Here is a 13,390-nt window from a genome sequence, read left to right on the forward strand (position 1 = left end):
CTGGCCCGAGCCGTCGCGGGCCGCGGGCATCCTCTCGGCCGTGACGGTCCGGCATGTGACCGGGCAGGTGGTACACAACCCGCCTTGCACGGTGGTGCGTTCTCCGCCGGACCCACGAACCCGGGCCTCACGTCTGTGGATTCCGCCATCGCTCCGTCCTCCACGCGTCTCCCGCCGGCTAGGGGAAGGGGGTTCCTGCCTGCGGACAGCGATCCCGCCCACCGCTACCAACCGGTGGCCTTTCACCGGGTTACGGGTTGCCTCAAGATCCTTGCCGTGACGGAACCGTTGCCGTTCCGTCGGATGTCCCCCACAGCGACCGCATAGTGTGTGGTGCCGTTCCAGAAGGCCGTGGGCCGGTCCGAACTCCGCGTGAGTTCAGGCGAGAGCACGGTCGAAGCGCCTAGTTCGTCCACATCAGGGGGATTCAGATCATGCGACTCATACGGCCGTCTTCCACCACGCGCAGAGGGGGAAGGCAGCGCCGCAGAACCTCCCCCGTACTGGCCGCGGTCGCGCTGGCCTCGGCCCTCGCGCTCACCGCCACGGCCTGTGAGTCGGGTGACGAGGCCGCGGGCGGTGACGCCTCCGCGACCGCCGCGTCCGGCGACGACAAGCTCAGGATTCCGGACGACATCAGAGACCGGCTCAAGGAGCACGGGATCGACATCGACAAGTGGAAGGACGGCGCCTGGAAGGACTGGAGCAAGGACGACTGGCTGCGCGAGGCGAACGACTTCGTCAACCCGATCATCGAGGACCTGTGGGACCCGGACCGTATGCGGGACGCCGAGGAGCCGGACCAGGAGGTCGACGAGGGCGACATCTCGGGTGACCAGGGGGTGACGGACCCGACGCCGGAACCGGTGCAGGCGCAGGCCGTGCCGCCGAAGTACCACGACAGCGCCCCCACGGCCGGGAAGGTGTTCTTCGACTCCCCCGAGGGCACGATGGTCTGCTCCGCGACGGTTGTGCAGGACCCTGCGAACCCGGGCAAGTCCAACATGGTGTGGACGGCCGGCCACTGTGTGCACGCGGGCAAGAAGGGCGGCTGGTACCGCAACATCGCGTTCGTGCCGTCGTACAACGACGCGGGCAGGTCGGCCAAGGAGCTGGAGGGCGCCACCAAGGAGGAGGTCGCTCCGTACGGCGTCTGGTGGGGTGACTGGGCGCAGACCTCGGACCAGTGGATCGAGCAGGGCGGCGCGACGGGCGGTGACGGTGCCTCCTACGACTTCGCCGTCATTCATGTGACGCCGGAGGAGGGCAGCGGCGGCAAGTCGCTGGAGGAGACGGTCGGTTCGGCGCTGCCGGTGGACTTCGAGGCCCCGGCGGTGCCGAAGGTGAAGAGCGTGACGGCGATCGGCTACCCGGCCGGGCCGCCGTACGACGGTCAGACGCTGTACCGCTGCCAGGACCGCCCGGGCCGGCTGTCGATCAACGCGGCGGACCCGACGATGTACCGCATCGGGTGCAGCATGACAGCGGGTTCGTCCGGTGGCGGCTGGGTCGCCACGGGTGCGGACGGAAAGCCTGCGCTGGTGTCCAACACGTCGATCGGCCCGGTGACATCGGGCTGGCTGGCGGGTCCACGGCTCGGTGACGAGGCCAAGGGCATCTACGAGGCGGTCAGCGAGAAGTTCGCCGGCCAGTGACCGGCGTGCCCCTTCCGCGTGCCGTCCGAGGGGCGGAAGGGGCTTTCGCGGTGGCTGGGCCCACCGCACCGCCTGCGCGCATCCGGTAGCCCGGCGCGGCAGGCCAATCATGTGCAGTCAAGACACTCATCCGCTTCAACGGGGGTCATCGCACCATGCGTTCCATACGTACGTCCGCTCCACGCAGGCGTGGACGTCGCGGCGTCGTCGCCGCCACCGGACTCGTCGCCGCCCTGGCGCTCACCGCGACCGCGTGCGGCGGTTCCGGTGAGGACAAGGCGAGCGGCAAGCCCGACGCCACCACCTCCCAGGCCGCCGACGGCGACGCCGGCAAGGTCCGGATCCCGTCCGACATCGCGGACAAGCTCGAGGAGCACGGGATCGACGTGGACAAGTGGAAGGAGGGCGGCTGGAAGGACTGGGACAAGGACAAGTGGCTCAGTGAGGCCAAGGACTTCGTCAATCCGGTGATCGAGGGCCTGTGGAAGCCGGACCGGATGAAGTCCGCGAAGGAGGCCGACAAGACGATCTCGACCAAGGACGCCTCCGCCGACCAGGGCGTCAGCGACCCGGAGCCGGCCCCGGTCACCGCGGTGGCCGAGAAGACGCCGTACCACGAGAACGCGGCGCCCGTGGGCAAGGTGTTCTTCGACTCCCCCGAGGGCCCGAGCGTCTGCTCCGGCACGGTCATCAAGGACGTGAACCACCCGGGCAAGTCGAACCTGGTGTGGACCGCCGGTCACTGCGTGCACGCCGGTGGCAACGGCGGCTGGTACCGCAACCTGGTCTTCGTCCCGGCCTACAACGACCTCGGCAAGTCCGAGGCCGACCTGACCAACGCGAACCCCACGGAGATCGCCCCGTACGGCAACTGGTGGGCGGACTGGGCGTCGACGTCCAACGGCTGGATCCAGGGCGGCTCGGAGACGGGCGGCGCGGGAGCGGCGTACGACTACGCGGTGCTGCATGTGAAGCCGGAGCAGGGCACCAAGTCCCTGGAGGAGACGGTCGGCGCGGCGCTGGACGTGGACTTCTCCGCTCCGTCCGCGGCCGAGGCGGGCAAGACGGGCGCCTGGGGCTACCCTGCCGCCCCGCCGTACAACGGCCTGCAGATGTTCAAGTGCCTGGACACGCCGGGCCGGTTCTCCCTCAGCCCGAGCCTGCCGACGATGTACCGGATCGGCTGCACCATGACCGGCGGCTCGTCCGGTGGCGGCTGGTTCCGGGTGCAGGACGGCAAGACGGTGCTCGTGTCCAACACCTCGATCGGCCCGACGGACAACACCTGGCTGGCCGGACCCCAGCTGGGCCGGGACGCCGAGGCGCTGTACCAGAACATGAGCAAGAGCTACGGCGGTCAGTGACCCCCACTCGCGACACCGCGCCCCGCGCGTGAGCATGCGGAAGGCCCGCCCCCTGCACAGGCAGGGGGCGGGCCTTCACACTGTCTCGCGGCGGTGTCAGCCGGCCGGCGTCGGAACGTACGGCGCGAGGTCCGCCGCCAGTTCCTCGTGCACCCGGACCTTGAGCAGGGTGCCCTCCGCGGTGTGCTCCTCGGAGATCACCTCGCCCTCGTCGTGGGCGCGTGCCACGAGCTTGCCGTGCGTGTACGGCACGAGCGCCTCGATCTCCACCGCGGGGCGGGGCAGCTCGTTGTCGATGAGCGCGAGCAGCTCCTTGATGCCGCGGCCCGTGCGGGCGGAGACGGCGAGGGAGCGCTTCTCCACGCGCAGCAGCCGCTGGAGCGTGAGCGGGTCGGCCGCGTCGGCCTTGTTGATCACGACGATCTCCGGTACGTCGGTGGCGCCGACGTCCCTGATCACCTCGCGCACGGCGGCCAGCTGCTCCTCCGGGTTCGGGTGCGAACCGTCCACCACGTGCAGGATCAGGTCGGAGTCGCCGACCTCCTCCATCGTGGAGCGGAACGCCTCGACCAGGTGGTGCGGCAGGTGCCGGACAAAGCCGACCGTGTCGGCCAGCGTGTACAGCCGGCCGCTCGGGGTCTCGGCCCGGCGCACGGTCGGGTCGAGGGTCGCGAACAGGGCGTTCTCGACCAGCACGCCCGCGCCGGTGAGGCGGTTGAGCAGCGAGGACTTTCCGGCGTTGGTGTAACCCGCGATGGCGACGGACGGCACCTTGTTGCGCCGGCGCACCTGACGCTGGATGTCGCGGCCGGTCTTCATCTCCGCGATCTCCCGGCGCATCTTCGCCATCTTCTCGCGGATCCGGCGACGGTCCGTCTCGATCTTGGTCTCACCGGGACCACGGGTGGCGAGGCCGCCGCCCTTGCCGCCGCCCATCTGGCGGGACAGCGACTGACCCCAGCCGCGCAGCCGCGGCAGCATGTACTGCATCTGCGCGAGGGAGACCTGCGCCTTGCCCTCTCGGGACTTGGCGTGCTGGGCGAAGATGTCCAGGATCAGGGCCGTACGGTCGATGACCTTGACCTTGACGACGTCCTCGAGGTGGATGAGCTGTCCGGGGCTGAGCTCACCGTCGCAGATGACGGTGTCCGCGCCCGTTTCGAGGACGATGTCGCGCAGCTCCTCGGCCTTGCCCGAGCCGATGTAGGTGGCCGCGTCGGGCTTGTCGCGGCGCTGGATCACGCCGTCGAGCACGAGGGCGCCCGCCGTCTCCGCGAGGGCGGCCAGCTCCGCGAGGGAGTTCTCCGCGTCCTGCACGGTTCCCGAGGTCCACACGCCGACGAGCACGACCCGCTCCAGGCGGAGCTGCCGGTACTCGACCTCGGTGACGTCCTCGAGCTCGGTGGAGAGGCCCGCGACGCGGCGCAGCGCCGCACGCTCGGCGCGGTCGAACTGATCGCCGTCCCTCTCTCCGTCGATCTCGAAGCTCCAGGCGACGTCCTCTTCCATCAGGGCATCGGCCCGAAGGCCCTCGGTATAGGTCTGCGCGAAGCGCTGGGTGTCCTGGGAAGGGGATGAAGAGGAGGTCATTGGGTCCTTACGTCGATGGGAAACCGTTTTGCGGCGACGGACTGGAGCTTCGGACGCCTGGGCGGCGCTCCGGAGCCGGCCGTGGGCCGGATCCGTCACTGTCCACAACGCACGAGCGCCTCGGGAGATTCCCCGGGGCCCGTACCGCGCGGACCTGACGATGGTCGCACGGTACGACCCGTCTCGTCACCGTGTTATTCCCCGTGCGCGCCCGAGCCCAACCCGGTCACCGCGTGGGACGCTCCGGCACCGAGCGGCGGCGCTCCCTCACCGAGCGGCGCGCTCCTTCGCCGCCCCAGGTGCCCCGGACGGCGTGGCCTGTGCCGTGCGCAGCGTGGGCTTCCAGTCGGGGTGACCCGGCATCGGCGGGGTCTTGGCCCCGTAGAGCCAGCCGTTCATGAATCCGGTCAGGTCACGTCCGGCGACCTCGGAGGCGAGCCGCACGAAGTCCGCCGTGGTCGCCGTGCCGTCCCGGTGGTCGGTGACCCAGCGGCGTTCCAGTCGGTCGAAGGCGGACCGGCCGATCTCCTGGCGCAAGGCGTAGAGGACGAGTGCGGCACCGCCGTAGACGTTCGGCCGGAAGATGCTGATCTTCCGGCCGGGATCCGGGGCCTTGGGGGCGGCGGGCGGGCCCCCGGCGGCGCGCCAGCTGTCGGAGGCTTCGTAAGCAGCCTTCATGCGGGCCGCCAGGGATTTGCCGGCCTTCTCCTCGGCGTACAGGGCCTCGTACCAGGTGGCGTGCCCCTCGTTGAGCCACAGGTCGGACCAGGTGCGGGGACTGACGCTGTTGCCGAACCACTGGTGGGCGAGTTCGTGCACCATGATCGACTCGACGTACCACTTCGGGTAGGCGGGATCGGTGAACAGTTCGCGCTCGAAGAGGGACAGGGTCTGGGTCTCCAGCTGGAAGCCCGTGGTCGCGTCGGCCATGAGCAGGCCGTAGGTCTCGAAGGGATAGCGGCCGATCCTGGCCTCCATCCAGGCGATCTGGCCGGGGGTCTTCGCGAGCCACGGTTCGAGCTTCGCGCGGTGCTTCGTGGGGACGACGTCGCGCAGCGGCAGCCCGTGCGGACCGGTGCCGTGCAGCACGGTGGAGCGGCCGATGGACACCTGGGCGAGCTCGGTGGCCATGGGGTGAGCGGTCCGGTACGTCCAGGTCGCCGTCCCGCGCTTGCGCTCGACGCCGGCGCGCAGACCGTTGGCGACGGCCGTGTGGCCCTCGGGGGCGGTGATGCGGAAGGTGAACATCGCCTTGTCGGAGGGGTGGTCGTTGCACGGAAACACCAGGTGTGCGGCGTCGGCCTGGTTGGCCATGGCGAGGCCGTCCGCGGTGCGCACCCAGCCGCCGTCGCGGCCCTCGGCGGCCACGGGGTCGCTGGTGTGCCGCACGGTGATGCGGGTCCGTTCGCCCTCCTCCGGCGCGTCCTCGGGCGTGATCACGAGGTCCTCGCCGGCGCTGGTGAAGGTCGCGGGGGCGCCGTCGACCTCGACGGAGCGCACGGTGCCGTGGGCGAAGTCGAGGTTGATCCGCTCCAGCTCGGCAGTGGTCCGGGCTTCGATAGTGGTGACGGCCTGGAGGGGCTTGGCGTTGGTGCCGGGGTAGCTCAGGGCGACGTCGTAGGAGGCGACGTCGTAGCCCGGGTTTCCCAGGTGCGGGAAGAGGCGGTCGCCGATGCCGAGGGGGACGGCGGGGGCGCTCGCGGCGAGGAGGCAGACGGAGACGGCCGAGGCGAGCAGTGCCGTGGCGGTCCGCCGGTGGCGGGTGCGGGGCGCCGGGCCGCCGGACGCGGGACGGGGCGGGTTCTGGGTGTGGGGCGCCAGCCTGCGGGCCGCCTGGCTGCGGGCGGCCTGGCTGTGGGGAGTGAGCAGCATGGCCTCACGGCTATCAACGCGCGCGTGCCCGACGTCGACGACGCGCTCCCGGCCCACCCGATCGGGTAAGCGAATGAACGGCCGGGTGCGCCGAGTGCCGCCGCCGGCCGTCCGCCGAACGGGCGAGGCCGCGAAGCCGCCGTCCGGTGATCTGCCGGACGTCCGTTCCGATCAGCTGCCGGACGTCTGCGGCTGGGCCCGGCTCACGTCGTACACGCCGGGCACGTTGCGCATGGCGCGCATGAGGGCGGGCAGCCCGGCGGCGTCCGGCAGCTGCACGGTGTAGGTGTGCCGCACCTGCTGCTGGGTCGGCGGCTCGACCGTCGCAGAGACGATCTCGGCGCCTTCGAGGGCCATCGCCTCGGTGAGGTCCGCCAGCAGATGGGGCCGGACGAACGATTCCGCGACCAGCGTGACCCGGCACTCGGCGCCCTCGCCCCAGCGCGCGCCGACCTCCTCGCGCCCTCCGCTCTTCATGCGCGCCACCGCGGGGCACTCGACGCGGTGCACGGTGACGGCGCCCCCGCGCACGGCGAAGCCGGTCACCTCGTCGGGCGGCACGGGCGTACAGCACCCGGCCAGGCGCACGGTCGCGTCGGGCCGGTCGACCAGAACCTGGGCGGCGGCGGGACGGTCGAGGTCCGGCCGCGCAGCCGGTGTGACGGCGGTGGCGCGGTCGGCGACGGGCTCGGCGGACCGCGGCGCGGCGGCCTCGTCTGCGGCAGGACGCCCGGCGTCCGCCGCGTCCTCGCTCGCGGCCGTGTCGTCCCGGGCGGGGTGAGCGGTGAGCCACCGCTGGATGGCGATGCGGGCGGCAGGGGTGTGGGCGTGTTCCAGCCACTCCCGCGAAGGCTCCGAGGCGGGGTCCTGGCCCATGAGCAGCTGAACGGTGTCGCCGTCCTTCAGCACGGTGCTCAACGTCGCCAGCCGCCCGTTGACCCGGGCCCCGATGCAGGCGTGCGCGTCCTCGCCGTACTGGGCGTACGCGGCGTCCACGCAGGTCGCCCCGTCGGGCAGGCCGAGGGTGCCGCCGTCGGGGCGGAAGACGGTGATCTCGCGGTCCTGGGCGAGGTCCTCGCGCAGGGTGGACCAGAAGGTGTCGGGGTCGGGCGCGGCCCGCTGCCACTCCAGGAGCCGGGAGAGCCATCCGGGCCGGGTCGGGTCGACGCGCTCGCCGTCGCCCGCCGACTGTTCCTCCGGTGGTGCGGCGTAGGGGTTGCCGAGGGCGACGACGCCGGCCTCGGCGACCTTGTGCATCTGGTGCGTGCGGATGAGGACCTCGACCACCTGGCCGTCCTCGCGCGCCACGGCGGTGTGCAGCGACTGGTACAGGTTGAACTTCGGTACGGCGATGAAGTCCTTGAACTCGGAGACGACGGGCGTCATGCAGGTGTGCAGTTCGCCCAGCACCCCGTAGCAGTCGGCGTCCTCGTTCACCAGCACCAGCAGCCGGCCGAAGTCGGCGCCGCGCAGCCGGCCGCGTTTGCGGGACACGCGGTGAACGGAGACGAAGTGGCGCGGACGGATGAGGACTTCGGCGGTGATGTCGGCCTCGCGCAGCACTCTTCGTACGTCGTCGGCGACTTCGGCGAGCGGGTCGTCGGCACGGGCCGCGTTGCGGACGATCAGCTCCCGGGTGTGCTCGTACTCCTCGGGGTGCAGGATCGCGAAGACCAGGTCCTCCAGTTCCGTCTTGAGCGCCTGGACGCCGAGGCGTTCGGCGAGCGGGATCAGGACGTCGCGTGTCACCTTGGCGATGCGTTCCTGCTTCTCGGGGCGCATCACGCCCAGGGTGCGCATGTTGTGCAGCCGGTCGGCGAGTTTGATCGACATCACGCGGACGTCGTTGCCGGTGGCGACGAGCATCTTGCGGAAGGTCTCGGGCTCGGCGGCGGCCCCGTAGTCGACCTTCTCCAACTTGGTGACGCCGTCGACGAGATAGCGGACCTCCTCGCCGAACTGCTCGCGCACCTGGTCCAGCGTCACATCCGTGTCCTCGACGGTGTCGTGGAGGAGCGAGGCCGTCAACGTCGTGGTCTCGGCGCCCAGTTCGGCGAGGATCAGGGTCACGGCAAGCGGGTGCGTGATGTACGGCTCGCCGCTCTTGCGCATCTGGCCGCGGTGCGACGACTCGGCCAGGAGGTAGGCGCGGCGCAGGGGTTCGAGGTCGGCGTCGGGATGGTGGGCGCGGTGGGCCTCGACGACGTGGCCGATGGCGTCGGGGAGCCGGTCGCGGGCGGCGGAGCCGAGCAGCGCGGCACGGCCCAGTCGGCGCAGGTCGATGCGGGGGCGGGCCTTCCTGCGGGTCCCGGGGGGTGTGACGTGACCCGGCGTCACCGGGCCTGGGCTCGCAGGGTTCATGGCGGGCGGGAGGGGATGCTCTGTCTCCGCGTTCATGGGCACCTCCGGCTGCGTGGACCGGCGGACGGGTGCCCCAGGGCGGACTCGGGCTCAGGGAACGGTGTACGTCCCCCGTCCGGGCCGGTGCTTGATGCTACCGAGCCCAGCACGCGCGCCTGACCGCCTCTCGCCGAGCGTGAAACGGATCACCCATTCGAGCGACGGCCGGTCCGGCCCGGAGCGTCACGCACGGACCGGCCGACTTCGCTGGTCGAGCCGGCTCGCCGTCCGGCGAGGGACGCGGCCGCAGAGCTCGGAGAACCGGCTCGGCGTCCGGCGAAGGACCTCGCCGCGGAGCTCAGCGAACCGCCGTCTCAAGCCACTCCGCGTCGATCTCGCCCTCGGCGACGATCACGGCCGGACCGGTCATCTCGATCTCGCCGTCGGGCCGTTCGGTGATCACCAGGGTCCCGCCCGGGACGTCCACGGTGTACGTGGCGGGGGTGCCGGTGACGGCCGGGTCGGCGCCGTCCCGCCGGGCGGTGGCCACGGCGACCGCGCACGCGCCCGTGCCGCACGAGCGGGTCTCGCCGGCGCCGCGCTCGTGGACGCGCAGCGCCACGTGTCCTGGGCCCCGGTCCACGACGAACTCGACATTGACGCCGTCCGGGTAGGCGGAGGCGGGGCTGAACCGGGGCGGGGCGAGCAGATCGCCGGCGTGGGTCAGGTCCTCCACGAAGGCGACGGCGTGCGGGTTGCCCATGTTCACGTTGCGCGCGGGCCAGCTGCGCTCGCCGACGCCGACCGTGACCTCGCCCTCGGGGAGCCGCGCCCTGCCCATGCCGACGGTGATGTCTCCGTTCTTGGCGATGTGCACGGTCTTCACGCCTCCGCGCGTGGCCACCGCGAGGTCCCCTTCGGCCACATGACCGGCGCGCTGGAGGTAGCGCGCGAACACACGCACTCCGTTGCCGCACATCTCCGCGACCGAGCCGTCGCCGTTGCGGTAGTCCATGAACCACTCGGCCTCGGCCGCCATGGCCCGGGCCTCGGGGTGCGCCGCGGAACGGACCACGTGCAGCAGCCCGTCGCCGCCGATGCCCGCGCGGCGGTCGCACAGGGCGGCCACGGCGGCTGGGGGCAGGTCGATGGCGTTCTCGGGGTCCGGGACGATCACGAAGTCGTTCTCGGTGCCGTGTCCCTTGAGGAAGGCGATCCGCGTGCTCATTCCTCGATCGTACGGGGTCGGTACGACAACCCGTCCCCGTCGCCCGCCGCGGCCGATCACCGCGCCGCCGGAGCACCTCGCCGCCGCATCACCGCGCGGGTGGATCACCGCGCGGGTGGATCAGCGCAGCCGGGCGACCCGCCAGACGGCCAGGGCCACCACGGCGGCGACCATCACGGCGTAGGCGATCACGACCCGCCAGTCGGGTCTGCGTCCGGAACCGCGGGCCGGCAGGCCCGGCCAGGTGTAGCCCACCCTGCGGGCGGCCATCATGCCCCAGCCGGCCGCGCAGGAGCAGATCAGCAGGCCCAGCATGGCGATCACCGCGCCGCTGTCGCCGAAGTCGAAGGCGAGCGGGAAGGCGAACATCAGTGAGCCGACCGCGGCCAGCCCCACGATGGGGGCGAGCTGCCAGATGCGCAGCCGGCGCTGCGGGCGCAGCTCGACCTCGACCTCGTCCCCACCCGCGAACATCTCGTCGGGCTCGGGGCCGTCGTCGGTCACACCGCCCTGCGTCTCCTCGGGCCCGTCGGGGCTGAGACGGTCGGTCTCCTGCTCCGGCACACCTCGCTCGGTGGTGAGGTGCTCGGTTCCTTGTGCGGTGTCGCGAGGGCCGGCCTCCATCGCCACGCGCCCTCCCAACTAGGACTCCACTTGGTCGATCGAAGCTCGATGATGGCACGGCGCCACAGGCCCGGATGACGGCCTGGGCGTCCCGATGCCATGACGTGATCAGGCTGTAACCGGTCGTTCGACCAACGACAGCGCGAGCTGCGGAAGTTCCCCGCGGTCCGCCGCGGCCCCACTCAACCAGTGCACGCGCGGGTCGCGCCTGAACCACGAATCCTGACGGCGCGCGAAGCGCTTGGTGGCACGCACGGTCTCGGTCCGCGCCTCCTCCAGGGTGCACTCCCCGGCGAGGGCGGAGAGGACCTGCTGGTAGCCGAGCGCGCGCGAGGCCGTACGCCCCTGACGCAACCCTTGCGCCTCCAGTGCGCGCACCTCGTCCACGAGGCCCGCCTCCCACATCCGGTCGACGCGAAGGGCGATGCGCTCGTCGAGTTCCGGGCGGGAGACGTCGACACCGATCTGGACGGTGTCGTAGACCGAGTCGTGGCCGGGGAGGTTGGCCGTGAACGGGCGCCCGGTGATTTCGATCACTTCGAGTGCGCGGACGATGCGGCGGCCGTTGCTCGGCAGGATGGCCCGCGCGGCCTCGGGGTCCGCGGCGGCGAGCCGGGCGTGCAGGGCCCCGGAGCCGCGCAGAGTGAGCTCCTCCTCCAGACGTGCCCTGACCTCGGGGTCGGTGCCCGGGAACTCCAGATTGTCGACCGCTCCGCGGACGTAGAGGCCGGAGCCGCCGACCAGGACGGGCCAGCGCCCCTCGGCGAGCAGCGCGTCGATCCGCTCCCGCGCCAGGCGCTGGTACTCGGCGACGGAGGCGGTCTCGGTCACGTCCCAGATGTCCAGGAGGTGATGCGGGATGCCACCGCGCTCCTCCGGCGTCAGCTTGGCGGTGCCGATGTCCATCCCCCGATACAGCTGCATCGAGTCGGCGTTGACCACCTCGCCGCCGAGCTGTTGGGCCAGGAATACACCCAGATCGGACTTTCCGGCCGCGGTCGGTCCGACGACGGCGATGACGCGGGGGGCGGGGGATGCGCTGCTCACCGATCCAGTCTCCCAAACCTCCGGCGCCGCTCTCGAACGAGTTACGTGACGCGACCGGCCCGGGGTCGTTGCCCGTTGCGAGGTTCCTGCCGCCGGATCGCAGAGGCGGCGGCCCGCGTCGCGCAAACGGACGCACCGGGCTACGCGGGATTTCGCCCGCACGAGTAACGTATGGAGTGGATATGGGCGTTTTTGCACGGCTTTTCCGGAGGTCGAAGGCCACGGAGGAGGCGCGGACCGCCGAGACTCAGGCGGGCGAGGCGGCAGCCGAGCCGAAGAAGGAGAACGCGGCCGAGACCGAGGCCGTCGCAGCGAAGGGGTCGTCCGACGCGCCGGAGGCGGCTGAGCCGGCGGCGGAGACCGGCGAGGCCACCGGCTCGCAGGGCACGGAGAGCGTCGAGATCCCCAAGCAGCAGTCCTCCGAGGCGGCCGGCACCGAGACCGGTGAGGGCGCCCGCACGTAGCTGCCGCGAGGAAGGTGGACCATGGGTTTCCTGGACCGTATGAAGGACAAGCTGGGCCCGGCGAAAGGCAAGGTCTCGGACCTCGCACAGCAGCACGGGGACAAGATCCAGCACGGCTTGGACAAGGCCGCCCAAACGGTCGACCAGCGGACCAAGGGCAAGTACAGCGACAGGATCCAGTCGGGTACGGGCAAGGCCAAGGAGGCCATGGACCGGCTCGCGCACAAGAAGGACGACGGTCCGGACGCGGCCGGCGGCACACCGCCGGCCGGACCCCCGCCCGCCTCCTGAGTGGCGGCACCTCACGACGGCCGCACAAGGGCACACCGGCACGAAAGCACGACAGCACGACGGCGGACGGCCGCGGAGCGCGACAACGGCTCCCGGCCGTCCGCCGTTTCGCGGCCGGTGCCGGGCCGGTGCAGGTCCCGCCGTCTCGCGGCCGGCGATGGTCGTCCCGGGGTCTACGACCAGGTGGCGACGATGTAGCCCACACCGTACGGGGCGCCCTCGTACAGCAACGCGCCCTCCAGCACGGCGTGTTCGGCCGCACCCGCGAGCACCTGCCAGGGGGCCCGGCCGGACACCTTCAGCTCACGCGCCAGCTCGGTGTCCAGCGCACGGAGAGCCTCCACGTCGGCCGCGCCCAACGCCCGGGCGGCCTCCGCGTCGAACGGCGCCGCCCGCTCGTCGAGGTACCCCGGCGCCTTGAGCGTCCGGCACGCGCTGGCGTCGCCCATCACCAGCAGCGCCACCCGCTCCGCACGCGCGGCGATGTCCCTGCCCTCTTCGATACACCGCTCGGCCTCGAGCGGTTCCGCCACACCCAGTCCCTCGATCGGAGCATCCGACCATCCGGTGCGCCCCAGCAGCCAGGCACCCACGGCGAGCGCGTACGGCAGTTCCCGCGCGCCCGCCGAGTCCCCGCCGGCGCCGCCCAGGCGCACGTCGAGGTCGACGCCGAAGCCCCGGAAGGAGCCGGCGGTGCCCTCCGGATAGACCTCGACCCCACCGCTCTGCGACGGGCCGACGACCACCAGCCGGTCGGGCCGTGCGGCGGCGAGCACACCCAGCGCATCCGTGCAGGCGGCACGCGCGGCGTCCAGCTCGGACGCCGCACCCGCGGCGACCTCGGGCACGAGCAACGGCGGACAAGGACAGACAGCGGCGGCGACAAGCATGATCGGCAGGGTAACCCCCCACCGG

At 71.8% G+C, this 13,390-nt stretch carries 11 protein-coding genes; 4 read left to right on the forward strand and 7 right to left on the reverse strand.

Features of this window, described 5'->3' with window-relative positions:
• The first annotated feature begins 434 nt into the window (after positions 1 to 434).
• Positions 435 to 1,655 (forward strand): hypothetical protein, encoded by a 1,221-nt coding sequence (locus AB0412_RS29210; RefSeq protein ID WP_366405589.1) that lies wholly within the window; start codon positions 435 to 437, stop codon positions 1,653 to 1,655.
• A gap of 155 nt (positions 1,656 to 1,810) precedes the next feature.
• Entirely contained in the window at positions 1,811 to 3,019 is a 1,209-nt protein-coding gene (locus AB0412_RS29215) for a hypothetical protein (RefSeq protein ID WP_366405590.1), read from the forward strand.
• A gap of 96 nt (positions 3,020 to 3,115) precedes the next feature.
• Here AB0412_RS29215 and hflX read toward each other — a convergent pair whose 3' ends face one another.
• From hflX to miaA, 6 genes are all read right to left on the reverse strand, one after another.
• A complete protein-coding gene (gene hflX, locus AB0412_RS29220; protein WP_366405591.1) occupies positions 3,116 to 4,609 on the reverse strand; it encodes a GTPase HflX in 1,494 nt (497 codons plus the stop codon).
• A gap of 267 nt (positions 4,610 to 4,876) precedes the next feature.
• Positions 4,877 to 6,481 (reverse strand): M1 family metallopeptidase, encoded by a 1,605-nt coding sequence (locus AB0412_RS29225; protein ID WP_366405592.1) that lies wholly within the window; start codon positions 6,479 to 6,481, stop codon positions 4,877 to 4,879.
• A gap of 171 nt (positions 6,482 to 6,652) precedes the next feature.
• Positions 6,653 to 8,842: an HD domain-containing protein gene (locus AB0412_RS29230; RefSeq protein ID WP_366405633.1), complete on the reverse strand. Its 2,190-nt coding sequence runs from the start codon at positions 8,840 to 8,842 to the stop codon at positions 6,653 to 6,655.
• A gap of 337 nt (positions 8,843 to 9,179) precedes the next feature.
• Positions 9,180 to 10,049 carry a diaminopimelate epimerase gene (dapF, locus tag AB0412_RS29235; RefSeq protein WP_366405593.1) on the reverse strand — a complete coding sequence of 290 codons (870 nt, stop codon included), beginning with the start codon at positions 10,047 to 10,049 and terminating at the stop codon, positions 9,180 to 9,182.
• 120 nt (positions 10,050 to 10,169) lie between these two features.
• Positions 10,170 to 10,673 carry a hypothetical protein gene (locus tag AB0412_RS29240; protein ID WP_366405634.1) on the reverse strand — a complete coding sequence of 168 codons (504 nt, stop codon included), beginning with the start codon at positions 10,671 to 10,673 and terminating at the stop codon, positions 10,170 to 10,172.
• 108 nt (positions 10,674 to 10,781) lie between these two features.
• The gene (gene miaA / locus AB0412_RS29245) at positions 10,782 to 11,720 is read right to left on the reverse strand and encodes a tRNA (adenosine(37)-N6)-dimethylallyltransferase MiaA (RefSeq protein ID WP_366405594.1); all 939 of its coding nucleotides are present in this window, start codon (positions 11,718 to 11,720) and stop codon (positions 10,782 to 10,784) included.
• 182 nt (positions 11,721 to 11,902) lie between these two features.
• On the opposite strand from miaA, the gene AB0412_RS29250 reads away from it, so the two are divergent.
• Together AB0412_RS29250 and AB0412_RS29255 are read left to right on the forward strand one after the other, a co-directional pair.
• Positions 11,903 to 12,184, forward strand: coding sequence for a hypothetical protein (locus AB0412_RS29250; RefSeq protein WP_366405595.1), 282 nt, complete (start codon positions 11,903 to 11,905; stop codon positions 12,182 to 12,184).
• 21 nt (positions 12,185 to 12,205) lie between these two features.
• Positions 12,206 to 12,475, forward strand: coding sequence for an antitoxin (locus AB0412_RS29255; RefSeq protein WP_366405596.1), 270 nt, complete (start codon positions 12,206 to 12,208; stop codon positions 12,473 to 12,475).
• A gap of 173 nt (positions 12,476 to 12,648) precedes the next feature.
• Here the strand turns inward: AB0412_RS29255 and AB0412_RS29260 are convergent, their stop codons facing one another.
• The gene (locus AB0412_RS29260; RefSeq protein ID WP_366405597.1) at positions 12,649 to 13,365 is read right to left on the reverse strand and encodes a class III extradiol dioxygenase subunit B-like domain-containing protein; all 717 of its coding nucleotides are present in this window, start codon (positions 13,363 to 13,365) and stop codon (positions 12,649 to 12,651) included.
• Positions 13,366 to 13,390 lie beyond the last annotated feature (25 nt).

The organism is Streptomyces sp. NPDC052012, from assembly GCF_040689265.1.
Taxonomy (GTDB): domain Bacteria; phylum Actinomycetota; class Actinomycetes; order Streptomycetales; family Streptomycetaceae; genus Streptomyces.